Source organism: Leucobacter iarius (assembly GCF_039530105.1).
GTDB lineage: Bacteria > Actinomycetota > Actinomycetes > Actinomycetales > Microbacteriaceae > Leucobacter > Leucobacter iarius.
In genome coordinates this window covers 72,103-95,670 of record NZ_BAAAOB010000004.1, presented here as the reverse complement: position 1 = coordinate 95,670, position 23,568 = coordinate 72,103, and the positions used below count along the sequence as shown (strand labels likewise).

The 23,568-nt window shown below is 69.8% G+C and carries 19 protein-coding genes; 14 read left to right on the top strand and 5 right to left on the bottom strand.

Going from position 1 to position 23,568, the window contains the following annotated elements:
• Positions 1–120: 120 nt before the first annotated feature.
• From ABD169_RS13520 to ABD169_RS13505, 4 genes are all read left to right on the top strand, one after another.
• The gene (locus ABD169_RS13520) at positions 121–3,054 is read left to right on the top strand and encodes a DNA polymerase III subunit gamma and tau (RefSeq protein WP_344033035.1); all 2,934 of its coding nucleotides are present in this window, start codon (positions 121–123) and stop codon (positions 3,052–3,054) included.
• A gap of 11 nt (positions 3,055–3,065) precedes the next feature.
• Complete coding sequence (recR, locus tag ABD169_RS13515; protein WP_344033033.1) at positions 3,066–3,662, top strand: recombination mediator RecR; 597 nt, start codon at positions 3,066–3,068, stop codon at positions 3,660–3,662.
• A gap of 114 nt (positions 3,663–3,776) precedes the next feature.
• Positions 3,777–5,054, top strand: coding sequence for an aspartate kinase (locus ABD169_RS13510; RefSeq protein WP_046453792.1), 1,278 nt, complete (start codon positions 3,777–3,779; stop codon positions 5,052–5,054).
• Positions 5,055–5,069: 15 nt separating this feature from the next.
• Entirely contained in the window at positions 5,070–6,137 is a 1,068-nt protein-coding gene (locus ABD169_RS13505; protein ID WP_344033031.1) for an aspartate-semialdehyde dehydrogenase, read from the top strand.
• Positions 6,138–6,500: 363 nt separating this feature from the next.
• Here ABD169_RS13505 and ABD169_RS13500 read toward each other — a convergent pair whose 3' ends face one another.
• Positions 6,501–7,457 carry a metallophosphoesterase gene (locus ABD169_RS13500; RefSeq protein WP_344033029.1) on the bottom strand — a complete coding sequence of 319 codons (957 nt, stop codon included), beginning with the start codon at positions 7,455–7,457 and terminating at the stop codon, positions 6,501–6,503.
• Between the two features lie 2 nt (positions 7,458–7,459).
• Positions 7,460–10,051, bottom strand: a complete 2,592-nt coding sequence (locus ABD169_RS13495; RefSeq protein ID WP_344033027.1) for a transglycosylase domain-containing protein — start codon at positions 10,049–10,051, stop codon at positions 7,460–7,462.
• A 127-nt stretch (positions 10,052–10,178) separates the two neighbouring features.
• Between ABD169_RS13495 and sp36 the strand changes: the two genes are divergently transcribed.
• On the top strand, positions 10,179–10,355 hold the full coding sequence (gene sp36 / locus ABD169_RS13490; protein WP_143469771.1) for a Sp36 family protein: 177 nt from the start codon (positions 10,179–10,181) through the stop codon (positions 10,353–10,355).
• 3 nt (positions 10,356–10,358) lie between these two features.
• Entirely contained in the window at positions 10,359–10,832 is a 474-nt protein-coding gene (locus ABD169_RS13485) for a RidA family protein (RefSeq protein ID WP_099723943.1), read from the top strand.
• A 75-nt stretch (positions 10,833–10,907) separates the two neighbouring features.
• Here ABD169_RS13485 and acs read toward each other — a convergent pair whose 3' ends face one another.
• Complete coding sequence (gene acs / locus ABD169_RS13480) at positions 10,908–12,890, bottom strand: acetate--CoA ligase (protein ID WP_344033024.1); 1,983 nt, start codon at positions 12,888–12,890, stop codon at positions 10,908–10,910.
• A 215-nt stretch (positions 12,891–13,105) separates the two neighbouring features.
• Between acs and ABD169_RS13475 the strand changes: the two genes are divergently transcribed.
• The 8 genes from ABD169_RS13475 to ABD169_RS13440 all read left to right on the top strand — a co-directional run bounded on the left by ABD169_RS13475 (position 13,106) and on the right by ABD169_RS13440 (position 20,951).
• Positions 13,106–14,101: a TadA family conjugal transfer-associated ATPase gene (locus tag ABD169_RS13475; RefSeq protein ID WP_344033023.1), complete on the top strand. Its 996-nt coding sequence runs from the start codon at positions 13,106–13,108 to the stop codon at positions 14,099–14,101.
• A 32-nt stretch (positions 14,102–14,133) separates the two neighbouring features.
• On the top strand, positions 14,134–15,039 hold the full coding sequence (locus tag ABD169_RS13470) for a type II secretion system F family protein (protein ID WP_344033021.1): 906 nt from the start codon (positions 14,134–14,136) through the stop codon (positions 15,037–15,039).
• 370 nt (positions 15,040–15,409) lie between these two features.
• Positions 15,410–15,544: a DUF4244 domain-containing protein gene (locus ABD169_RS16195; protein WP_231580878.1), complete on the top strand. Its 135-nt coding sequence runs from the start codon at positions 15,410–15,412 to the stop codon at positions 15,542–15,544.
• Positions 15,541–16,023 (top strand): TadE family type IV pilus minor pilin, encoded by a 483-nt coding sequence (locus ABD169_RS13460; protein ID WP_344033017.1) that lies wholly within the window; start codon positions 15,541–15,543, stop codon positions 16,021–16,023. Before ABD169_RS16195 ends, ABD169_RS13460 begins: the two co-directional genes overlap by 4 nt.
• Positions 16,020–16,817: an Rv3654c family TadE-like protein gene (locus ABD169_RS13455; protein WP_344033015.1), complete on the top strand. Its 798-nt coding sequence runs from the start codon at positions 16,020–16,022 to the stop codon at positions 16,815–16,817. Before ABD169_RS13460 ends, ABD169_RS13455 begins: the two co-directional genes overlap by 4 nt.
• Before the next feature lie 223 nt (positions 16,818–17,040).
• Positions 17,041–19,869: a type I DNA topoisomerase gene (gene topA, locus ABD169_RS13450; protein WP_344033013.1), complete on the top strand. Its 2,829-nt coding sequence runs from the start codon at positions 17,041–17,043 to the stop codon at positions 19,867–19,869.
• Positions 19,869–20,501, top strand: coding sequence for a dTMP kinase (tmk, locus tag ABD169_RS13445; RefSeq protein WP_344033011.1), 633 nt, complete (start codon positions 19,869–19,871; stop codon positions 20,499–20,501). The genes topA and tmk overlap by 1 nt, the downstream gene beginning before the upstream one ends.
• A gap of 84 nt (positions 20,502–20,585) precedes the next feature.
• A complete protein-coding gene (locus ABD169_RS13440) occupies positions 20,586–20,951 on the top strand; it encodes a hypothetical protein (RefSeq protein WP_344033009.1) in 366 nt (121 codons plus the stop codon).
• A gap of 99 nt (positions 20,952–21,050) precedes the next feature.
• Here ABD169_RS13440 and ABD169_RS13435 read toward each other — a convergent pair whose 3' ends face one another.
• Positions 21,051–21,971, bottom strand: a complete 921-nt coding sequence (locus ABD169_RS13435; protein WP_046456239.1) for a universal stress protein — start codon at positions 21,969–21,971, stop codon at positions 21,051–21,053.
• A complete protein-coding gene (locus ABD169_RS13430) occupies positions 21,968–23,395 on the bottom strand; it encodes an APC family permease (protein WP_344033007.1) in 1,428 nt (475 codons plus the stop codon). The genes ABD169_RS13435 and ABD169_RS13430 overlap by 4 nt, the downstream gene beginning before the upstream one ends.
• Positions 23,396–23,568 lie beyond the last annotated feature (173 nt).

Here is a 23,568-nt window from a genome sequence, read left to right as displayed (position 1 = left end):
CGCGTCCTCCTCGTGTGGGTCGTATCGGGTCCCGGTGCTCCCAGCCTGCGGCAGTCCGCCTCGGAGGAGCCTGTGCGACGGGCCGGGTCGGTTGTCGGTGGCCGCCGCTACCATGGACGGGTGGCTACCGCACTGTATCGCCGTTACCGGCCAGAGTCCTTCTCCGAGATGATCGGACAGGAGCAGGTGACGGCACCCCTCATGACCGCGCTGCGCTCGGAACGCATCGGCCACGCCTACCTGTTCAGCGGACCGCGCGGCTGCGGCAAGACCACCTCGGCCCGCATCCTCGCGCGCTGCCTCAACTGCGCCGAGGGCCCGACCGACACCCCGTGCGGCGTGTGCCCCAGCTGCGTCGAGCTCAGTCGTGCCGGCGGCGGTTCCCTCGACGTGGTCGAGATCGACGCCGCGAGCCACGGCGGCGTCGACGACGCGCGCGACCTGCGCGAGCGCGCGGTGTTCGCTCCGGCGCGCGACCGCTACAAGATCTTCATCATCGACGAGGCCCACATGGTCACGGCGGGCGGCTTCAACGCGCTGCTCAAGATCGTGGAGGAGCCGCCGCCCCACGTGAAGTTCATCTTCGCGACGACGGAGCCCGAGAAGGTCATCGGCACCATCCGCTCCCGCACGCACCACTACCCGTTCCGGCTCATCGCCCCCGCCACACTCATCGAGTACGTGCAGTCGCTGTGCGACAGCGAGCAGGTCGAGGTCGAACCCGGCGTGCTGCCGCTCGTCGTGCGCGCCGGCGGCGGCTCGGTGCGCGACACCCTCTCGATCCTCGACCAGCTCATCGCCGGGTCCGAGGGCAACCGGGTCACCGCCGAGCGCGCCACGGGCCTGCTCGGCTACACCCCGAGCGAACTGATCGACGAGGTCGTCGTGGCGATCGGCGCGGCCGACTCCGCTGCGGCCTTCCGCGCCGTCGACCGCGTGGTGCAGACGGGTCAGGATCCCCGCCGCTTCGTCGAGGACATGCTCGAGCGTCTGCGCGACCTCATCGTCGTCAGCGCCACCACGGTCCAGGGCGCGTCCGCCGTGTTCCGCGGGGTGCCCGAGGACCAGCTGCAGCGCATGTTCGAGCAGGCGCAGGTCTTCGCACCGGGTCGCCTCTCGCGCATCGCCGACACGGTGAGCGAATCGCTCGACCGCATGGTCGGGGCCACCGCGCCCCGACTGCACCTCGAACTCATGATCGCCCGCGCCCTCGTCGCCGAGGCGCCCGCGGCCGGCTCGGCGAACTCGGCCGGGCAGGCGGCGGAGCCGCAGATGTCGCTGCGCGCCGCGATCACCGGTCAGACGGCACCTGCGGCTCCGCAGCAGCGTGCCGCCTCCGCGCCGGCGACGGCCCAGGCCCCGGTGGCGGCCCCGGCCCCGACTGCGGCCCGGCCCGTGCAGCAGCCCAACGGGGGAACCGCTGCGCAGCAGCCCCCGGTCGAGGCCGCCGAGGCGCCGGCTCCCGCGGCGCAGCCCGCGCCGGCTTCTGCCGCTCCCTCCGCTCCGGCGGCCTCGGCGAACGCCGCCCAGACCGCCCGTGCGGTGCGCGAGTTCCTGCGCGAGGACTCGGCGGGTGCCGCGCCGTTCGGTCGCCCCGTCTCCGACGTGCTCGCCGGGGTCCCGCGTGAGCCCCTCAACGTGAGTGCGGAGCCGAGCGCTCCCGCTCCGTCCGCGGCTCCCACCGCACCGGCTGCCGCGAGCAGGCCCGCTCAGCCCGCCGCTCCCGCTCCCGCTCAGGGCCCGGTGGGCGACGGTGCCGAGGCCGGCTCGGACGACGCCTCCGCAGACGAATCGGGCGAGGCGACGCTCGAAGACCTCACCGAGATCTGGCCCGACCTGCTCGAGGAGCTGCTCGAGGGCGACCGGGACGCATGGAACGCGGTCCGCGAGATCACGCCGCTCGGACTCGACGGCGACGTGCTGTCGCTCGGTTTCCCCTCGAAGTCGAGCCTCGACGTCTTCAAAACGGCCGGGGCCGGGCCGCTGCGCGAAGCGATCCTGTCGGCGGTCGGGGTGCAGGTGCGCTACCAGCCGAAGCAGATCCCCTCGGGTGCGAGCCCGCGCGAATCCGCCCCCTCGTCGACCGGAGAAGGCGGTGCCCCGCAGCGCTCGGGCACGCCCGACTCCGACGATTCGGACCCTCACCGAGCCGGATCCGTTCCCAGCGCCGAACCCGCACGGCCCGAACCGGAAGCGTCCCGGCCCGAGGCGTCCCGGCCTGAGGCGGAGCCCGCTCCTGCAGGTGCGGAGCCCGCTCCTGCTGCGCCTGAGAAAGCGGCACCGAGTCCGGAACCGATCGACCGGGCTCCGGCGCCCGCGGCGGACCCGACTCCCGCGAAGCCGGCCGCCGCAGGGCCGGCCGTTCCGGCACCGGCGCCCGGATACGGCGACGACCCCTACGCGAACGACGACGGAATGCCGAGCGACGACGACGGCGAGGGAGACCCCTACGGAGATCCGTACGCCGGCCGCCGCGCGGTCCCGGCCGCCGCGCCGCAGACGGCTGCACCCGCAGCCGCGACCGAGACCCCCGGAGCTGCGCCCGCGCAGCTCCCCGAGGATCGTGCGTCCAGCCGGCTCGCCGCTCTCGCCTCCGCGATGGCCGCCCGCGAGTCCGCTCCCGCGACGGCGCCCGCGCCGTCGAACGGTGCTCCCGCGCACGAGCGACCCGCTCCCATGACCGAGTGGGCCGTGCCCTCCGCCCCCGATGCCGCGGCCGCCGTGCCGACCGCCGAACCGGCCCCGGCCCCGATTCCCGCCGCGCCCGAGCGGGAGGCCCGGGTCGAGGCCCCGCCCGTTCGCTCGAGCGAGCCGCAGGCCGCTGCCGGGAACGGGTCGCCGGAGCGCGCACCCTCGCGCGTCGGCTTCGCCGCCGCAGGGCAGGGCGCCGCGGCCCCGAAGGCGCCCGCTGCCGAGGCGGCGATCCCCGCGCCGGGCATCGCGGACCCCGACACCGGTCCCGAACTCGTCCGCTACGGCGAAGCCGTGGTGCGCGAAGTGCTCGGAGCCCGATTCGTCGAGGAGCGCCCGCTCCCCGGACAACCCGAAAGTTGAGCTGCTGAACCATGTACGACGGCATCGTTCAAGACCTGATCGACGAGTTCGGTCGGCTCCCCGGCATCGGCCCGAAATCTGCCCAGCGCATCGCCTTCCACATCCTCCAGACCCAGAACTTCGACGTGTCCCGGCTCGCCGAGCTGCTGAGCGAGGTGCGCGAGAAGGTGCGGTTCTGCGAGGTCTGCGGCAACATCACTGAAGAGACGCGCTGCTCGATCTGCCGTGACCCTCGTCGCGATCAGGCGCTCATCTGCGTGGTCGAGGAGCCGAAGGACGTGGTCGCGATCGAGCGCACCCGGCAGTTCCGCGGGCTCTACCACGTGCTCGGCGGGGCGATCAGCCCCATCGACGGCATCGGGCCCGACGACCTCAGCATCCCCGCGCTCATGCGCCGACTCGGCGACGGCGAGGTGAAGGAGGTCATCCTCGCCACCGACCCCAACCTCGAGGGCGAGGCGACCGCGGCGTACCTCTCGCGATTGCTCACCGCGATCGACGTTCCCGTCTCGCGGCTCGCATCGGGCCTCCCCGTCGGCGGCGACCTCGAGTTCGCCGACGAGGTCACGCTCGGCCGGGCGTTCGAGGGCCGCAGGCAGGTCGAATAACGCCCGCTTGCCTCGGAGCGCACCGATCCGCGTAACGCAGGCATCCCGCAGGCGTCGGCGCGATAGACTGGACGCTCGCATATATTCCGTCCCTGACTGCTGGAGGTCTCCGACGTGGCATTGATCGTGCAGAAGTTCGGCGGCTCGTCGGTTTCGGACGCCGAGAGCATCAAGCGCGTCGCCAAGCGCATCGTCGAGACCCGTCGCGCCGGCAACGAGGTCGTCGTCGCCGTCAGCGCCATGGGCGACACCACCGACGAACTGCTCGATCTGGCGGCCGCGTGCACGCCGATCCCCGCCCCGCGCGAGCTCGACATGCTGCTCACCGCTGGCGAGCGCATCTCGATGGCGCTGCTCGCCATGACCATCAAGGGCATGGGCGTCGAAGCGCTCTCCTTCACCGGAAGCCAGGCGGGCATGATCACGACCGCGGAGCACGGCTCCGCCAAGATCGTCGACGTGACCCCGGGCCGCGTGCGCGAGGCGCTCGACGAGGGGGCCGTGGCCATCGTCGCCGGCTTCCAGGGCTTCAGCCGCGACTCCCGCGACATCACGACTCTCGGCCGCGGCGGATCCGACACGACGGCCGTCGCGCTCGCGGCAGCGCTCGGTGCCGACGTCTGCGAGATCTACACCGACGTCGACGGGGTGTTCACGACCGACCCCCGCATCGTCCCGCGCGCCCGCAAGATCGACGCGATCACCGCGGAGGAGATGCTCGAGCTCGCCGCCTCCGGCGCCAAGGTGCTGCACCTGCGCGCCGTCGAGTACGCGCGCCGGCACGGTGTCGCACTGCACGTCCGCTCCTCGTTCTCCAACGAGACGGGCACCATCGTCTACGACCCCGCGAAGGGGCACCCGAAGGGAGCACAGGTGGAAGAGCCGATCATCACCGGGATCGCCGCCGAGAAGAACGAGGCGAAGGTCACCGTCGGTGGCGTGCCCGATGTCCCGGGCAAGGCCGCGCAGATCTTCGAGATCGTGGCGAAGACCAACGCCAACATCGACATCATCGTGCAGAACGTGTCGGCCGCCGACACGAACCGCACCGACATCTCGTTCACCGTGCCCCTCGAAGAGGGCCGCCGCGCGGTCGAGGCGCTCGAGGCCGAGCGCGAGTCCGTCGGGTTCCTGAGCCTGCAGTACGACGACCAGATCGCCAAGGTCGCCGTCGTGGGTGCGGGCATGCGCACCAGCTCGGGCGTCTCCGCTCAGCTGTTCCGCGCGCTCTACGACGCGGGCATCAACATCGAGATGATCTCGACCTCCGAGATCCGTATCTCCGTCGTCACGCGCGCCGACCTCATGGAGCAGACCGTGCGCGTGCTCCACACCGCCTTCGGTCTCGACTCCGACACCGAGGCGACCGTCTACGCCGGTACCGGCCGATAGGCCCGAGAGGAACACATGGCAGAGCAGCAGGGTTTCAACGTCGCCGTCGTCGGCGCCACGGGTCAGGTCGGCGCGGTCATGCGCAGGCTCCTGGTCGAGCGGGAATTCCCGATCGCGTCGATCCGCTTCTTCTCGAGCGCGCGCTCGGCGGGAACCGTCATCGAGTTCCGCGGTGAGCAGATCACCGTCGAGGACGTCGCGACCGCCGACAAGAGCGGCATCGACATCGCACTGTTCTCGGCGGGCGGCGCCGCATCCCGCGAGTACGCGCCGCAGTTCGCTGCGGCGGGCGCCATCGTCATCGACAACTCGAGCGCGTGGCGCCTCGCCCCCGAGGTGCCGCTCGTGGTCAGCGAGGTCAACCCGCACGCCGTCGACGGCATCGTCGAGGCCGGCCAGGGCATCATCGCGAACCCCAACTGCACCACCATGGCCGCGATGCCGGCGCTGAAGGCGCTCGACGCCGCGGCCGGCCTCGAACGCCTCATCGTGACCACCTTCCAGGCCGTCTCCGGCTCCGGTCTCGCCGGAGCCCGCGAGCTCGCCGGCCAGGTGACCGCCGCCGTCGAGGCGGGCGGCATCGAGGGCCTCGTGCACGACGGTGCGGCGGTCGAGTTCCCCGCTCCCGAGGTCTACACCAAGACCATCGCGTTCGACGTGCTGCCGCTCGCGGGCTCCATCGTCGACGACGGCGAGGGCGAGACCGACGAGGAGAAGAAGCTCCGCAACGAGAGCCGCAAGATCCTCGAGCTGCCCGAACTGCTCGTCGCGGGCACCTGCGTGCGCGTGCCGGTGTTCACCGGGCACTCGCTGTCGGTGCACGCCGAGTTCGCGAACGACATCACGCCCGAGCGCGCCACCGAGGTGCTCGCAGCGGCTCCCGGCGTCGAACTGAGCGATGTTCCGACCCCGCTCGAAGCTGCAGGCCAGGATCCCTCGTTCGTCGGCCGTATCCGCCAGGACCAGTCGGCTCCCGCGGGCCGCGGCCTCGTGTTCTTCGTCTCGAACGACAACCTGCGCAAGGGCGCCGCGCTCAACGCGGTGCAGATCGCGGAGCTCGTGGCCGCGAAGCGTTCGGCGTAGCCTCGGCGCATCGACGCATTCGGCCCCGGCACTGGATCCAGTGCCGGGGCCGAACGCATTCCGGGCGCTTCGCCGGTCCCGCCGTTTGCCGCTTTGCCGGCCGTTTCGTCGGCCCCCGCCAGCGACCACCGCCGGCGACCACCGCCGGCGACCACCGCCGGCGACCACCGACGAGTGGACGCCTTCCCGACGGTCGGACGGCGTGCCGCACGGCGAGTAGGCGTCCACTCGTCGGGAAGGCGTCCAACCGTCGGACGGACGTTCACTTGTGGAGGAACGCGGCGTGAAACCCCCGAACGCGATTGGGCCCGGGCACCGTTTCGGTGCCCGGGCCCAATCGCGTCCGCGGATGCAGGGCGGGAGCTACCGCGCGGCTTCGAGGGTGAGCAGGGTCACCTCGGGCTTGCAGCAGAAGCGCACGGGCGCGTAGATGGAGTTGCCGAGGCCCGCGCTGACGTTGAGGTAGGCGGCGCGTTCTGCGTCGTACCAGACGCTCAGGCCACGCGCCTGGCGCACGGGCAGGTCGCAGTTGGCGGTGAGCGCGCCGACGCCGGGGACGCGCACTTGGCCGCCGTGGGTGTGACCGGCGAGGATCAGTTCGGATCCCTCGTCGAGCAGTGCCCCGAGTGCGCCCTGGTACGGCGCGTGGACCACGCCGAGACGCACGGGGGAGCCGGCCTGCGGTGCTCGCTTCGATGCGCGCGCCTCCATGGGCTCGGCAGTGCGCGCTGCGCGCATGCGCTCGGCATCGTCGTAGCGGATGTGCGGGTCGTTCAAGCCGAGGAGCTCGAAACGGGTGCCGGCCAGCTCGAGCCATTCGGCTGAGTTGTTGAGGTCCGTCAAGCCCAGATCCTCGGTGAGCGAGCGGGTGAGCGCGGCGTTGTCGATGTCCTGCGCGCGAGTGCTCAGGCGGCTCGGTGTGCTGAGGTACTTCAGCGGGTTCTTGAACCTGGGGCCGTAGTAGTCGTTCGACCCGTGGACGAAGACGCCGGCCCGAGCCCGAGCAGTGAGTGGCTGGAGCGCGTGGACGAGCGAGGGTCGCGCGTCCGCGTGCCCCATGAGGTCGCCGGTGAGCACGAGCAGGTCGGGGTTCAGCTCGGCGAGCGAACGGACCCAATCGATCTTGCTCTCCTGCCAGGGAGCAAGGTGCAGGTCGGAGAGCTGCAGGATTCGAACCGGTGCCGCGCCTCGGGGGAGCAGCGGCAGGGTATGCCGGCGCACGGTGAAGAGGCGACGTTCGATGAGCGTCGACCAGACCGCGACGCCGGCGGCGGCCGCCCCGAGGGCGACCGCCGCGCGGGCGTTCTTGCGTCGTGCCATCCCTAGTTCTCGCAGCTGAGGGTCAGCGTGATCTGGGAGCTCTGCTTGGCTTCCTTGCCGCTGCCGGGGCTGACGGACTTGACAGTGTCCTTGCCCGGGTCGGGTTTGCCGCTTCCGGTGTCGCACTGCAGCACGACCTTGGTGAAGCCGGCACCGGCGAGTGCGCTCTGAGCGTCCGCGCCGGTCCGTCCGGTCAGCCCGTCGGGGACCTTCGCGAGGTTCCCGCTACTGCGGAAGATCTTCACGTCGGCGCCGGCCGGTGCCGAGCTGCCGCCGGCCGGGTCGGTCTTCGCGACCATGCCCTTGGGCACTGCGGAATCCGTGTTGCCGCCGTCGACCGGAGTGAAGCCGGCCGTGGTGAGCGCCTTCACCGCTTCGTCGTACGACTTACCGGTGAGATCCGGGACGGTCTGCGTGGTCACCCGCAGCGCCGAGCTGGAGGGCTCGGGGAACGCCGTGCCGCCGTACTTGAGGTCGGCAGCGCGCATCGTGTCGCGCCAGACTTGCGAGTCGGCGGTCTGGAAACCGTAGCCGAGCGTGGAGCGCTTGCCGGTCACGTTACCCACCCAGGTGGAGGTGGCGACGGTGGTGCTGGCGCCGGTGGTCCAGTTGTCGACCACGTCGTCGGTGGTGCCGGTCTTCGCCAGGTGCGGGACGCCCTGATCGGGAGATGCTGCGGATCGGGCGAGGCCCTGTTCGGCGGTGTACTGCAGCGTATAGGCGACGCCCGCGGCGACCTCGGGGGAGATCGCGTTGGTGCACTTGCTCTTGGTGAAGTCGACGGGCTTGCCGTCGGGGCCCGTGATGGACTCGATCGGCACGGGCGTGCAGACCTTGCCGCCGCCGGCGAACGCGGCGTAGGCGGAGGCCATGGTGATCGGGGCGATCTCGTCGACGCCGCCGAAGGTGTTCGAGGGCACCATCGAGAGGCTGCGGAAGCTGCCGTCGATCGTCTGGATGAACGGCTTGCTGGGGTCCTTCGGATCCTTGGGGAGGTCGGATGCGCGGTGGATGCCCAGGTCCTTCGCGGTCTGGAAGATCTCGCACAGGTCGAGCTTCTGCGCCATCGAGGCGACGCCACCGTTGATCGAGAAGCCGATCGCGGTCTTGACGGACTGGTTGCCGCGGATGCCGGTGTTGTCGTTCGAGAACGTCCAGTTGCCGTAGCCGTAGACGCCCTCGGGCATGCACGATGCCTGGAAGGACTGCAGCTGCACGGTGCGGCCGTTGACGTTGACGATGTCGTTCACCGAGTGGCCGCTCTTGAGCCACTGGGTCAGCGTGATCGGCTTGAACGTCGAGCCGACCTGGAAGCCGCCGGAGCCGCCGTACTCGAAGTCGGTGTTCCAGTTGATGCTCGTGTAGTTCGGATGGTCCTTGAGGAAGGTGCCATCGTCGCTGAACGGGCGGCTCTGCACCATGGCGAGCACCTTGCCCGTGCCGACCTGCACCGAGGAGCTCGCGCCACCGACGTCGATGCTGTCGACCGGTTCCTGCGGAACGCGCTCGTGCATAGCAGCGAGGCCGGCCTTCTGCAGGTCGAGGTCGATGGTGGTCATGATCTGGTAGCCGCCGCGACGGAACTTGAACATGCGCTCCTCAGCCGTCGCGCCGAAGCTCGCGTCGGTGCGGATGTAGCGCTGGACGTAGTCGCAGAAGTGGCCGAGGCCGTAGTTCTTCTCGGCGACCGAGCAGCCCGGCGTGCGCGGGGTGATCTTCGGAACGATCGGCGCTGCGACAGCCTCGTCGTACTGGGCCTTGGTGATCTTCTCGGTGCGGAGCATCGATCCGAGGATCTTGTCGCGGCGCTGCTTGTTGCGCTCGACGTTCTCCGGCAGGTCGATCTGCAGCTGCGCCGGGTTGTTCACGATCGCGACGAGGCTCGCGGCCTCGGACAGCGTGAGGTCCTTCGCCGTCTTGCCGTAGTAGTAGTGCGCGGCCGATTCGATGCCGTAGACCTGTCGGCCGAACAGCGCGATGTTGAGGTAGCCGAGGAGGATCTCGTCCTTCGAGTACTTCTTCTCGATGCTGATCGCGAGCTTCATCTCCTTGAGCTTGCGATCGGCATCCTGGCGGGTCGCCTCCTTGTAGGCGGCCTCCCGCTCCTTCTCATTGACGATCGCCTGCGACTCCTGGATCAGCACGTTGCGCACGTACTGCATGGTGATGGTCGAGGCGCCCGAGAGGTTCTGCCCGGCGACGTTCTGCAGCATCGCGCGGCTGGTCGCGATGACGTCGACACCGCCGTGCGAATAGAAGCGCGGGTCCTCCTCGGCGACCGCGGCATCCTTCACGTACTGGGAGATGTCGTCCCACTTGACCTCTTTGCGATCCTGATCGTAGAAGGTCGCCAGCTGGACGGTCTTGCCGCCCTTCTTCGCGTACAGGGTCGAGGGCTGCGCGAGCTCGCCGGGGTTGATGTGATCCGGCAGATTCTCGAAGATCTTGATCGCCGAGGTCGCAGCGGCACCGCTGACGGCGACGACGGGAGTGATGGCTGCGGTGAGCAGCACGCCGGCCACGACGCTCATTGCGATGGCTCCGAAGAAGCCGGCGAGCGCGCCACCCGCGCTCCGCGGCTTCACCGTACGCACGCCGGAAGATTTCGCGCGCGAAGACGATGGGGTCTGATGGGTCATACAATCAAGGGTACGCGACACGCCTGACAATCCTGATCGCGCGGCGCTCCTGCGCGCGCTGCGATCGAGCGAGGAGCCCTGTATGGACAACGCATCCGTGCCCGCCGAGCCGCAACGCTGGGAATATTTCGTGACCCCGCTGCTGCTCCACAACGAGGCCCAGATCCTCAACAACTGGGGCGCTCAGGGCTGGGAGCTCGTGCAGATCATCGAGGGCCCGGCCGGCGGCAACGTCGCGTACCTCAAGAGAAAGGCCTGACACATGTCGGTTATCGAAGAACGACTGCGCGAACTCGGCTACGAGATCCCCGAGGTCGCGGCGCCCGTCGCCGCCTACGTCCCCGCACTGCGGCAGGGACGCCACGTGCACACGAGCGGGCAGCTGCCCTTCGTGAACGGTGCGCTGCCGGCGACCGGCAAGGTCGGCGAGGGCGAAGGCCTCGTCTCCCCGGAGCAGGCTGAGGAGCTCGCCCGCATCTGCGCGCTGAACGGTCTCGCTGCTGCTCGCGGCGTGCTCGGTTCGCTCGACAAGATCACCCAGGTCGTCAAGGTCACCGCGTTCGTGGCTTCCGATCCTTCGTTCACGGGGCAGCCCGCGGTCGCCAACGGAGCCTCGATGTTCCTCGGCCGCGTGTTCGGAGACATCGGGATCCACGTCCGCTCGGCGGTCGGCGTAGCGGTGCTCCCGCTCGATGCGCCGGTCGAGATCGAGTTCACCTTCGAGGTCGAGAAGTAGCCGCTGGCGGCTTCGCTCGAACGAGCAAGGGGCGCGGGATCACGATGATCCCGCGCCCCTTCTGCGTCCGGCGGACTACTTCGCGCCCTGGTCCGAACGCATCCGGAGCGAGATGGTCTGCATCACCGCGGTGTCGGCGAGGGTCGTGGTGTCGCCGATCTCGCGCCCCTCGGCGGCGTCCCGGAGCAGCCGTCGCATGATCTTGCCGGAACGGGTCTTGGGCAGCTCGTTCACCACGAAGACCTGTCGGGGGCGCGCGATGGCGCCGATCGCTTGGGCGACGTGCCCGCGAAGCTCCTGCTCGGCCTCCTCCGGTGTGAGCAGGTGCTGCTGGCTCTTCAGGATCACGAACGCGACCACGGCCTGGCCGGTCGTCTCGTCGCTCGCACCGACCACGGCGGCCTCCGCGACCGCGTGGTGGCCGACGAGCGCCGATTCGATCTCGGTGGTCGAGAGGCGGTGCCCCGACACGTTCATGACGTCATCGACGCGGCCGAGCAGCCAGATGTCCCCGTCCTCGTCGAGACGTGCGCCGTCGCCTGCGAAGTACTGATCGCCGAACTTCTCCCAGTAGGTCTCGACGAAGCGATCGGGATCGCCCCAGATGGTGCGGACCATGCTCGGCCAGGGGCGCTGCACGACCAGCAGGCCGCCCTGGCCGCGATCCACCGCGTTCCCCTCGTCGTCGACGACCGCGATCGAGATCCCGGGCAGGGGCACCTGGGCGCTGCCGGGCTTCAGCGTGGTGAGTCCGGGCAGCGGCGAGATCATCATCGCGCCGGTCTCGGTCTGCCACCAGGTGTCGACGATCGGGGCGGTGCCCGCGCCGATCACGTCGCGGTACCAGCGCCACGCCTCCGGGTTGATGGGCTCGCCCACGCTGCCGAGCACCCGGATGCTCGAGAGGTCGTGCTGCTCGGGGACCTGGCGGCCGACCTTCATGCAGGCGCGGATGGCGGTCGGCGCGGTGTAGAGGATCGTGACGCCGTACTTCTCGATGATCTGCCACCAGCGGCCCCAGTCCGGGGTCTCGGGGGTGCCCTCGTAGACGACCTGGGTCGCGCCGTTGGCGAGCGGGCCGTAGACCACGTAGCTGTGCCCGGTGATCCAGCCGATGTCGGCGGTGCACCAGTAGACGTCGGTCTCGGGCTTCAGATCGAACACGTTGCGGTGCGTGCTCGACGCCTGGGTGAGGTAGCCGCCCGAGGTGTGCAGGATCCCCTTGGGGCGTCCGGTGGTGCCGGACGTGTAGAGGATGAAGAGCGGGTTCTCGGCGGGGAACGCCTGGGCGGTGTGCTCGCCGTCGTACGAGGTGATCTCCTCGTGCCACCACAGATCGCGGCCCTCCTGCATGGAGATGTCGTTGCCCGTGCGCTGCACGACGAGCACCCGCTTCACGCTGAGCTCGGTCCCGTTCTGCAGGGCCAGCGCATCGTCGACCGTCGGCTTGAGCGCCGAGACGCGGCCCTTGCGGTTGCCGCCGTCGGCGGTGATCACGAGCTCCGCCTGTGCGTCGTCGATCCGCGCACGCAGGCTCTCCGCGCTGAACCCGCCGAAGACGACCGAGTGGATCGCTCCGAGGCGGGCGACCGCCAGCATCGAGACGATGGCCTCGGGGATCATCGGCATGTAGATGGCGACGCGGTCGCCCTGCTTCACGCCGAGGCTCGTCAGCATGTTCGCGGCGCGCTTCACCTCGTGCGTCAGCTCGGCGTAGGTGATCGTGCGGGTATCGCCGGGCTCGCCCTCGAAGTGGATCGCGACCCGGTCGCCGAGCCCCGCGGCGAGGTGACGGTCGAGGCAGTTCGCGGCCACGTTCAGCGTGCCGTCCGCGAACCACTTCGCGAACGGGGGATTGCTCCAGTCGAGCGTCTCGGTGAAGGGACGGCTCCACTGCAGCTTGCGCGCTTCCTGCGCCCAGTAGTTCTCGGGGTCTTCGGCAGCGCGCCAGTAGACCGACGAGTCGTTGAGGCTCGCCTGCGCCGCGAACTCCGCGCTCGGCGGATAGGTCTCGGTGTCGAGCGGGTGGCTGTCGATGGTGCCGTGCTGGTCAGTCATTGCGGCTGCTTCCCAATCTGTGCGCTTCCGGTCAGGCATCCTTGCTCGGACCGGTTGCCGCCAGCGTAATATATAACTCCCGCTCCCGGGGGAATCCGGTGCTGAGCGGGGCAATCTCCCCTCACAAGCGGCGTGTGCGACCGATTCGGTGGGTCGGCAACTGAGCGTCGGTGGACACGGATCGTTCTGCGCCGGCGCGCGACCACACTGGCCGCATGCCCGAACCCGCTCGCCCCGACTTCGACCCTCCGAAGCTCTCGACACGTCTCCCTCCCGGCGCTCGCCGTGCCTTCGGCGATCTGCTCCCGATCCTCGATCTTCCGGGAGCGCGGGATCTGTTGATCCAGGTCACCGGGAGAACCGGTCGTGCCTGGGTGGACCGCGCGGGAGCGTTGCAGGCCGTCCCCGGTTGGCGGGCGAGCCCGGAGCGGGTGCGGCGGCTCGCGGTGGATCTCGTGTCGGCCGGCAACCGTCAGCTCGACGAGCTGCATCCCTGCGCCGATGTCGCGATCGGTGCGGGGGTCCGGGTGCACGCCGTACTGCCTCCGATCTGCGTGGCCGGAGCCGCGGTCTCGATCCGCCTCCCTGCGGCGGCGCAACCGCAGCTGCACCGGCTGATCGAGGCGGGTCTCTGTTCCGGACGCATCGCCGACGAACTGACCGCGCTCGTCCCGGATCGCCGCAACGTTCTGATCTCCGGGGGAACCGGCAGCGGGAAGACGACGCTGCTGGGTGCGCTGCTCGATGAGGCTCCTCCGGGTGAACGCGTGGTCACCATCGAGGATGTCGCCGAACTGCGGCTCCGGCGGGAGAACTGGGTGGCCCTCGAAGCACGGACCCCGAACGCGGAGGGCTCCGGTGCGGTGTCGCTCGATCGGTTGCTGCGGGAATCGCTGCGCATGCGGCCGGACCGGATCGCGCTGGGCGAGTGCCGAGGGGCCGAGGTGTCGACGCTGCTCGCTGCGCTCAACACCGGCCACGACGGGAGCGCCGGAACAGTGCACGCCAATCGGCTGGGGGATCTTCCGGCGCGGTTGGAAGCGTTGGGAGCCTTGGCCGGTCTGAACCCCGGTGCGCTCGGGCGGCAGGCGGTGGCGGCGTTCCACACGTTCGTCCATCTCGAGCGCGGGCCCGACGGCCGTCAGTGCGTCGGAGCGATCGGGAGGCCGGTCCTGGCGCGTGATCGGCTCGAGATCGGCCCGCTCCGATGACCTCGGCCGGCGACCCTCGGCCGGCGGACTTCGTGCCTTGGCCCGCCGGGGAGTTCGCGCTCAGGTGCGCGGTGCTCCTGCGCGGGGGTCTGCTGGCCGCTCGCGCGATCGAGGTTCTCGCCGACACGGATCCCGGAGAAGTCGGGACCGCCGCCGGTCGTATCTTCGACCGGATCGCTCTCGGGCGGCGACCGTCGGCGGCGATCGCGGCCGAGAACGGTCCGGACTGGCGGTATCTGGCGGCAGCGTGGGAGGCTGCAGGGCTCAGCGGAGCGCCGCTCTCCGACGCACTGACCCGGCTGGCAGAGGCGCTCGACGGGCTGCGTCGGCTCGCGGATCGCCGAGGAGTGCTCCTCTCGGGTCCCCGCGCAACCGTGCGTCTGGTCGCGGTGCTGCCGCTCCTCTCGCTGCTGCTCGGGATCATCCTGGGTTTCGACCCGCTACCGGTGCTGCTCGGTCCGGTCGGGGGCGCGTCAGCGGCGGTGGGGGCGGCACTGCTCTGGGCCGGAGTCGTGTGGGCGAGAGCATTGGCCGACCGGGAGCTCGGAGCGGAGCGGGTCGCGGGGCTCGAACTCGAACTGCTCCGCATTTCTGCGCACGGAGGAGCCGACCTGCGCGCGGGTGTTCGCCGAGCAGTCGACTGCGCCGACCTGCACGGAGTCGAGTGGGTGCGGTTCGACGATCTCTGCCGGGGCAGCAGGGTGCGCCGGGCCCTCGAATCGGCGTCGGAGACCGGGGTCGGATTCGGGGACGCGCTGCTCCGCTTCGCCGTCGAACGGCGGGAATCGGCGCACGCCGCCCTGGAACGCAGCGCGGAGCGGCTCGGCGTCCGGATCCTGGTCCCGCTGGCGACCTGCGTGCTTCCGGCCTTCGTACTGCTCGGAGTCGTGCCCGTGCTGATCGCCGTGCTCGGTGGCGTGCTCGAGAGCGGTCGATGAGCGGCTGCCCTCCACAGCGGGCTTCGTAGCACCCGCCCTGTGCACAACCCCGAGAACAGCCACCGCCGCGCCGAGACTTGATCCACTTCACCCCGCTGAACCTCGAACCCTTTCCACCAGAAGGAGGCCCATGCCGAACCGAATCGACACCGCCCGAAGCAGATCCGAGATCAGATCCCGCGCTGCCCATCCCGCGTCCTCCGCTTCCGGACGGGCACCAGACAAGAACGGTACGCGCCGCGTGCCGATCCCTCGCCCTCATCGACCGAACCCCTCCTTGCGCTCGAACGACTTCGATACGCTCGGGGAGCACGCCGAGACCCGCGCCGCTCCGGACGCGAGGGGGCTTCTTCGCGACGAGCGTGGAGCGGTGACCGCCGAATACGCGGTCGTGATCCTGGCCGGAGTGGCGTTCGCCGGGCTGCTCATCGCAGTCATCCGATCGGAAGAGGTCCGTACGATGCTGGTCGACCTCGTGCAGCAGGCCCTGGGGTCCGCCGGATGAGCGTCGCCACACGGGCCGGATCGTTTCGTCACGATGAGCGGGGCAGCGTCACCGCGGAGTTCGCGGTCGTGATGCCGGCGATCCTCGCCGTGCTCGCGCTGGTGCTCGGCGGCATCATGCTCGCCGGTCGGCGCATCGAACTCGTGTCCGCATCCGCCGAACTCGCCCGTCTCGAAGCCCGCGGCGACATCGGGCTCGCGGCCGAACGCGAGCGGCGGTTGCCTCGGGGGACGAACGTCTCGAGAGAACGCGCCGGGCAACTGCTCTGCGTGAACCTGCGCGCCGCACCGGGCAGCGGCATCCTCTCAGTCCTCGGGATCTCCGCGCGATCGTGCGCGGCGGCGCACGCTTCGGGTCCGGCACACGGGGCTGCTTCGGTCGACGAACCGGGCCTCTCTTCGGCCGCGCGGTCGGGCCCGGCCGCGCGCCTGGTCTCAGCTGCACGATCGGGTCCGCTCCCCGGCCGGCGCCGTCGATGAGCGTTCCCGTTTCCGTGGGCGTGGTCGCTGCGGTGCTCGCCCTCGGGGCACCGGTGATCACCGCTGCAGTGCGTGCCGAAGCCGGCCATCGTGCGCTCGGCACGGCGGACGCGGCCGCGCTCGCCGCAGCGGACGCGAGCATCGGTTTCCTCGACGGCGAGCCCTGCGCGGCCGCGGAGCAGGTGGCGAGAGCCGCCGACGCCCGGCTCTCGGAATGCGAGACCGACCGGGACGGATTCGAGGTCCGGGTCGTTATCGAGACCGCCGCACCGTTCGGGTCCGTCATGGGTCGAGCTCGGGCCGGTGCGCAGCCGAACGCTGCGGCCCCGGTCGGCAGCGGGCCGATCGGCGCGAACGGATGGGCGTGGCCCTCAGCAGTCCGGGCGGTCACCCAGGGGTCGCACGACGGGCATGCGATCGATCTCGCCGTCGACGCTTCCGGAGTGCTGTACGCGCCCTATCGAGGCATCGTCGTGCGCGTCGGCGACGATGGGCACGGGATCCCGGCGGAGTGCCGGGCCCGTCCGGACTGGTGGCACGGTCCGAACCAGACCGTCCTCATCCGGCACGAATACCTCGGGCGCACGTTGTACAGCTCGCACAACCATCTCGTGGCGGGATCATCCGCGCGAGCGGGCATCGGGGTCGGCACCGCCGTCTCGGCGGGCCAACCCGTCGGTGCTGCCGGGCGCAGCGGATGCACCTCCGGACCCCACTCGCACTTCACGCTGGCGAGCGCTCCTCGCAACACGAATCCCGATCTCGACCCCTACCTCTATATCGGGTCACCGTGAACTGCTCAGCGGACCTCCGGTACCATGACGCGAAGCAACCCGGAATGCTGGGCTGTGTATCGTTGCGAAGCAGGAACCTCTCGACGGTGGAACTCCGAAGAGGGGTGCGCACGATACGCAGCGCACTTGCGGGCGCTGGACCAGAACCGCGCGAAGCGCGGATCACCCGGCGAACCGGCACCGCGAGACGGTGCGAACGAACGCCACAGAAGAAGGAGTGCCCGTGGGGGCCGCGAAGAAACTCGTGATCGTCGAGTCGCCGACCAAGGCGAAGACCATCGGCGGATATCTCGGCGATGACTACGAAGTGATCGCCTCGGTCGGGCACGTGCGCGACCTGGCGGAGCCGTCGGAGCTGCCCAGCGAGCTGAAGAAGGGACCCTTCGGCAAGTTCGCCGTCGACGTCGACAACGGGTTCGCCCCGTACTACGTCGTCGCCGACAACAAGAAGAAGACGGTCAGCGAGCTCAAGCGCGCGCTCAAGGGAGCGGACGAGCTGTGGCTCGCCACTGATGAGGACCGCGAGGGAGAGGCGATCGCCTGGCACCTGCTCGAGGTGCTCAAACCCAAGGTTCCCGTGCGCCGCATGGTGTTCCACGAGATCACCAAGGAAGCCATCGAGCAGGCCAAGGCGAACACGCGCGACCTCGACATCGCGCTCGTCGATGCTCAGGAGACCCGCCGCATCCTCGACCGGCTGTACGGCTACGACATCTCGCCCGTGCTCTGGCGCAAGGTCGCCCCCAAGCTCTCCGCAGGGCGCGTGCAGTCCGCCGCGACCCGGCTCGTAGTCGATCGCGAGCGCGAGCGCCTCGCGTTCGTCTCCGCCGAGTACTGGGACATCACCGCGACCTTCACCCCGGAGGCCGGCTCCGACGACACCACGCCGTTCGCCGCACGACTCGTGCGCGTCGACGGCAAGCGCCTCGCCACGGGCGGCGACTTCGCCGACGACGGCACCCTGACCCCGCGCGCGGCGAAGGCCGGAGTCGTCGGCCTCGAACAGGCGCGCGCCGAACGACTGGCGTCCGCGCTCGCCGCCGGAGCGCCGGCACGGGTCCGTTCGGTCGAGACCAAACCGCACACCCGTCGCCCGGCCGCACCGTTCACCACCTCGACCCTGCAGCAGGAAGCCTCTCGCAAGCTCCGCTACAGCTCGCGCCAGACCATGTCGTTCGCCCAGTCGCTCTACGAGAACGGCTACATCACCTATATGCGAACCGATTCGCCGTCCCTGTCGGGGCAGGCGATCCGCGCCGCGCGCACTCAGGCCGCGGAGCTCTACGGCTCGCAGACGGTCCCCGAGAAGCCGCGCGTCTACACGGGCAAGGCCAAGGGTGCCCAGGAGGCGCACGAGGCCATCCGACCCGCGGGTGACGCCTTCCAGCGTCCCAGCGCACTGAAGGGCAAGCTCACCCAGGGGGAGTACGCCCTCTACGAACTGATCTGGAAGCGCACCGTCGCCAGCCAGATGGCCGATGCCAAGGGCTCGACCGACACTGTGACCGTCGGCGTCGAGGTGTCGGAGCCCGGCGAAGCACGAGCGACCGACACCGAGTTCACGGCGAGCGGCACCGTCATCACCTTCCCCGGCTTCCTGCTGGCGTACGAGGAGGGCCGCGACGAGAAGCGCGGTGACAACGAGCAGAACGTGGCGCTGCCGCAGCTGGCAGAATCGCAGGCGCTCGGCGTGACCGAACCCGAGGCCAAGGGCCACGAGACCAGCCCGCCGCCGCGCTACACCGAGGCCAGCCTCACCAAGCGGCTCGAAGAACTCGGCATCGGTCGACCCTCGACCTACGCAGCGATCATCAGTACGATCATGGATCGCGGCTATGTAGCCAAGAAGGGTCAGGCGCTCGTGCCGAGCTGGATCGCCTTCTCGGTGGTCCGCCTGCTCGAGGAGCACTTCGCGGCGCTCGTGGACTACGACTTCACCGCCGAGATGGAGAACGACCTCGACCGGATCGCCTCCGGCGAAGCCGACCGTAGCAGCTGGCTCACCGAGTTCTACTTCGGCAGCGATGCGCACCCCGGCCTGCGCGGCGTCGTCGACAACCTCGGCGAGATCGACGCGCGAGCCATCAACACCATCAAGATCGACGATTCGATCTCGCTGCGCAACGGCAAGTACGGCCCCTACCTCGAAGTCTTCGACGACAAGAGCGAAGTCGGCGAGGACGGGACGCTCAAGCCGCGCAGCGTCAACATCCCCGACGGCATGGCCCCCGACGAGCTCACGCCCGCGAAGGCGCACGAACTGGCCGACGCCGAGCCGGCCGAAGACCGCGTGGTCGGCCTGCACCCGCAGACCGGCAAGCGCATCGTGGCGAAGAACGGTCGCTTCGGCCCCTACGTCACCGAACTGCTCGACGACGGCGAAGAGCTGCCCAAGGGGCAGAAGCCGCGCACCGCCTCGCTCTTCAAGAGTATGGACCCCGCCACCATCGAACTCGACGCAGCGGTCGCCCTGCTCGGTCTGCCGCGCGTCGTCGGCGTCGACCCCGAATCGAACGCCGAGATCACCGCGCAGAACGGGCGATACGGCCCCTACCTCAAGAAGGGCACCGACACCCGGACGCTGCCGAGCGAGGACGCGATCTTCTCGATCGACCTCTCCGGAGCTCAGGAGCTGTTCGCGCAGCCCAAGTACGGCGCACGCAAGGCGTCCAGCGCACTGAAGGAGTTCGACGCCGACCCGGTCAGCGGCAAGCCCATCAAGGTCCGCGACGGCCGCTTCGGTCCGTACGTCACCGACGGTGAGACCAACGCGACGATCCCGCGCGGCGACAGCGTCGAAGACATCACGTTCGATCGCGCCGTCGAGCTCCTCGCGATCAAGCGAGCCAAGGGCCCAGCAAAGCGAAAGGCCCCGGCAAAGAAGGCGCCCGCAAAGAAGGCTCCGGCCAAGAAGGCCGCCACCGCGAAGAAGACCACAGCGGCTTCCGGCGCGAAGAAGACGGTCGATCCCGCCCGATCCGCAGCTGCGAAGAAGGCCGCGGCGACCCGAGCCGCGAAGAAGGCCGCCGAGCAGGCCGCCGCCGGAGCGTGATGGACGGACTGTTCATCACGCTCGAGGGCGGCGACGGCGCGGGGAAGACCACCCAGGCCGAGATGCTCGCGAGCTGGCTCGAAGCACGCGGGCTCGAAACGCTGCGCACGCGTGAGCCGGGCGGAACACCGCTCGGCTCCGCAGTGCGCGGCATCCTCCTGCACGGCGGCGACGAGCTGGGAGCGGTCGACCCGCGTGCGGAAGCACTGCTCTACGCCGCGGACCGAGCGCAGCACATCGCCCAGCTCGTGCGCCCCGCGCTCGACCGGGGGATCGTCGTCGTGCAGGATCGCTACATCGACTCCTCCCTCGCCTATCAGGGCGCCGGACGCGTGCTCGACACCTCCGACGTGCGCCGCATCAGCGAGTGGGCCAGCGGCGGGCTGTGGCCGGCGCTCACCATCCTGCTCGACGCGAGCCCCGAACTCGCCGCCGAACGCCGCGCCGCGCGCGGCGGAACCGCGGACCGGCTCGAAGCCGAAGCCGCCGCATTCCACGCCGCGGTCCGCAACGGGTTCCTCGACCTCGCCGCCGCCGAACCGGGACGTTTCCTCGTGCTCGACGCCTCCCGACCCGTCGACGAGCTGCACTGCGAGATCATCACCCGCGTCGAGGAGCTGCTCGCGCGGTAGCGACAGAAAGCCGCAACGGCGGAAGCGCCGCAACGGTGGCCCGCCGCAACAGCAGGAGCACCAGATCAGCAGAGGAGGGCGCGAATGGTCGTTCCCTACCCTCGGATGCCGAAGAACCCCGTCGGTCGCTGGCTCTGGATCGGGCTGAGCAGCGCGATTGTCCTCGCCTTCCTCTCGCTCTCCGTGGCGCTGATCGTGTCTGCAATCGCCATGAGCAACCCGAGCAACCCGAGCAACTCGAGCAACTCGGCAGACCGACCGAACGGCGGCGAACTGCTCCTCTCGATCGCCATGCTCCTCGCCTGCCTGCTCGGCACCGCGCTCTTCACCTGGATCCTCGCCGACGGGCTCCGCACGATCAGGCGTGAACGCGCCGAGCAGCGACGCCTCGAATCCAGCATCCGAGAGACACGCGCCCGCATCGAACAGCTGCGAAACCGCCGGCGCTGACCGCGCCACCGCCGACGGCGAACACACGCCAGAGGCCCGGATCGGCGAGCGATCCGGGCCTCTGGCGTACGGTGCTGGCGGAGTCCCGCCCTCGGAGGGCTAGAACTCCCCGCCGGCCGCGTACTCCTCGGCGGCGCGGCGCGGCACCACGATCACGGGGACGACCGCGTGGTGCACGATCTTGCGGGCGTGCGAGCCGAGCGTGACCCGCGAGAACGGGCCGCTGCTGCTCGAGCCGAGAACGAGCACATCGCCCTGGCCCCACTCGACCGCGGCCATCGCCTCGTCCCAGTCGTCTCCGACGCCCAGCACCACCTCGGCCGCCTTCGGCAGCTCGGTCTGGGCCGCGGTGGCCTCGAGCGCCGCGTTCGCGTCGGTGAGCAGCGTCTGACGCCACTCCGCGAACACCTCGGTCTCGTAGTCCTGCCCGATGCCGGACGACGCCATGCGGCGCGGTCGCACGGCGAAGGAGGCGATGCGCAGGCGAAGGCCGCTCTCGGCGGCGATCGTCGCGGCCCCGAGGATCAGATCGCTGTCGGCCTCGGTGCCGCGGTACGCGGCCGTGATCTGCTCGATGTCCTGGCCGTCGCGCAGCCGGAAGCCGCGCGGCGCGATGGCGACGGGCACGGGCGAGGTCTGCATGAGGCCGGAGTCGACCGAGCCGAGCGAGATGCGGCCGATCGGCGACGACTTCGCCGCCCCGACGACGAGCCGCTGCCCGCCGACCGCCTCGACGATATCGATGAGACCCTGGCGCACCGAGGACGGATCCTGATGCACCATCGTGCGGGCGGACACGTCCGCCGGGACCTGCTTCAGCGCCTCGGCGAGGGTGGCCTCCGCCTGCTCGACGAGACGGTCCTGGTAGTCCTGGTCGCCGCGGCTGAACGCGAGCGGCCAGCCCGTCGCGGTGACCGCGGCGATGACGAGCTCGAGCTTCATGCTGCGCGCGAGGAGCGCGCCGAGGTGCACGGCCGAGCTGGAGCTGTGGCCGGGGGCGATACCGACGACGATGGTCACGATGCGACCTCCTGGGAGTTCGGGCCGGGCTGCGCGAGCACCGAGCGCTTGCGAGCGTAGAAGAAGTAGTAGAGGAGGAAGAGCGCGGTCCAGACCGCGAACACCGCGATCGTGATCAGCTGCAGGTTCGTGATGATCCAGAGGCAGCCGAGGATCGACAAGACGGGGATCACGTAGCCGCCGGGAACCTTGAAACCGCGCTCCAGGTCGGGTTCGCGTCGCCGCAGGATGATGACGCCGAGCGAGACGACGATGAACGCGGCGAGCGTACCGATGCTCGTCATCTCGGCGAGGAAGTTGATCGGGATGACGCCCGCGAGGATGCCGGTCGCGATCGCGACGATGATCGTGTTGGGGATCGGGGTCATGGTGCGCGGGTTGACCTTCTGGAACACCTTCGGCATCATCCCGTCCTTCGACATGGCGAAGAGGATTCGGGTCTGGCCGTAGAGCACCACGAGGGTGACGCTGAAGATCGAGATCACGGCGCCCGCGGCGACGAGGGTGCCCGGCCAGGACGCGCCGACGAGGTTCTCGATGATCGCGGAGAGTCCGGCGCTCTGGTCCTTGAACTGCTCGGGGGCCTGGGCACCGAGGCCGGCCATGGCGACGAGCACGTAGATCGCGGTGACGATGACGAGAGCGAAGATCAGCGCGAGCGGCAGGTTCCGCTTCGGGTTCTTCGCCTCCTCGCCGGCTGTCGAGACGGCGTCGAGGCCCACGAAGGAGAAGAAGATGATGCCGGCGCCGGACATGATGCCGGCGAAGCCGAAGGGTGCGAAGTTCGCGAAGTGGTCGGCGTTCCAGCCGGTGAATGCGATGGCCGCGAAGAAGACGAGCACGACGAGCTTGATGACCACCATGATCGTGTTGGTGATGACCGATTCCTTCGTCCCGCGGATCAGCAGCAGGGCGCAGAGCGCGATGAGGATCACGGCGGGCAGGTTGATGATCCCGCCTTCCTCGGGCGCGTTGGAGAGCGCGGCGGGGAGTTCGAAGCCGAAGAGATTGTGGAACAGCTGGTTCACGTACTGCGACCAGCCGACCGCGACCGCGGCCGTCGAGACGCCGTACTCGAGCAGCAGACAGGCGGCGACGCCCATTGCGGGCATCTCGCCGAGGGTCGTGTACGCGTAGGAGTAGGAAGATCCCGAGACCGGGACGCTGCCGGCGAGCTCCGCGTAGCAGAGGGCGGTGAGGCCGGCGACGACGCCTGCGATGAGGAAGGAGATGATGACCGCGGGCCCGGCGGTGGGGACGGCCTCGGACAGGATGAAGAAGATACCGGTTCCGACGGTGCCGCCGACGCCGATCATGGTGAGTGAGAACAGGCCGATGCTGCGCGAGAGTTTGGGGCCGTGCGTCTCGTCCCCTTCGCGTGGGATCGGCTTGCGGCGCAGAAGCTGCTGCGGCATCGAAGTCATGCGTGTGAGTCCTTCGGACGTCGTTGTCGGGTGGGTGCATGACAGTGTCCCCCCAGAGTGCCCGTGTCCACAAATCCCCGACACGTTGAGAGCCCGTGGGGGAGGGAGCCCCTGTCTGGAACGAAACGGTTTCTGACCGATCCGATACACATCTGATGTAGTTAAGGGTAGGC

Excerpts from the sequence above, each read along its gene's own strand:
- ABD169_RS13455 (WP_344033015.1), top strand. The coding sequence starts at position 16,020 with ATGAGCGTTCCCGTTTCCGTGGGCGTGGTCGCTGCGGTGCTCGCCCTC.
- ABD169_RS13475 (WP_344033023.1), top strand. The coding sequence starts at position 13,106 with ATGCCCGAACCCGCTCGCCCCGACTTCGACCCTCCGAAGCTCTCGACA.
- tmk (WP_344033011.1), top strand. The coding sequence starts at position 19,869 with ATGGACGGACTGTTCATCACGCTCGAGGGCGGCGACGGCGCGGGGAAG.
- ABD169_RS13430 (WP_344033007.1), bottom strand. The coding sequence starts at position 23,395 with ATGACTTCGATGCCGCAGCAGCTTCTGCGCCGCAAGCCGATCCCACGC.
- ABD169_RS13485 (WP_099723943.1), top strand. The coding sequence starts at position 10,359 with ATGTCGGTTATCGAAGAACGACTGCGCGAACTCGGCTACGAGATCCCC.
- sp36 (WP_143469771.1), top strand. The coding sequence starts at position 10,179 with ATGGACAACGCATCCGTGCCCGCCGAGCCGCAACGCTGGGAATATTTC.
- recR (WP_344033033.1), top strand. The coding sequence starts at position 3,066 with ATGTACGACGGCATCGTTCAAGACCTGATCGACGAGTTCGGTCGGCTC.
- acs (WP_344033024.1), bottom strand. The coding sequence starts at position 12,890 with ATGACTGACCAGCACGGCACCATCGACAGCCACCCGCTCGACACCGAG.
- ABD169_RS13460 (WP_344033017.1), top strand. The coding sequence starts at position 15,541 with ATGAGCGTCGCCACACGGGCCGGATCGTTTCGTCACGATGAGCGGGGC.
- ABD169_RS13500 (WP_344033029.1), bottom strand. The coding sequence starts at position 7,457 with ATGGCACGACGCAAGAACGCCCGCGCGGCGGTCGCCCTCGGGGCGGCC.
- ABD169_RS13440 (WP_344033009.1), top strand. The coding sequence starts at position 20,586 with ATGGTCGTTCCCTACCCTCGGATGCCGAAGAACCCCGTCGGTCGCTGG.
- ABD169_RS13505 (WP_344033031.1), top strand. The coding sequence starts at position 5,070 with ATGGCAGAGCAGCAGGGTTTCAACGTCGCCGTCGTCGGCGCCACGGGT.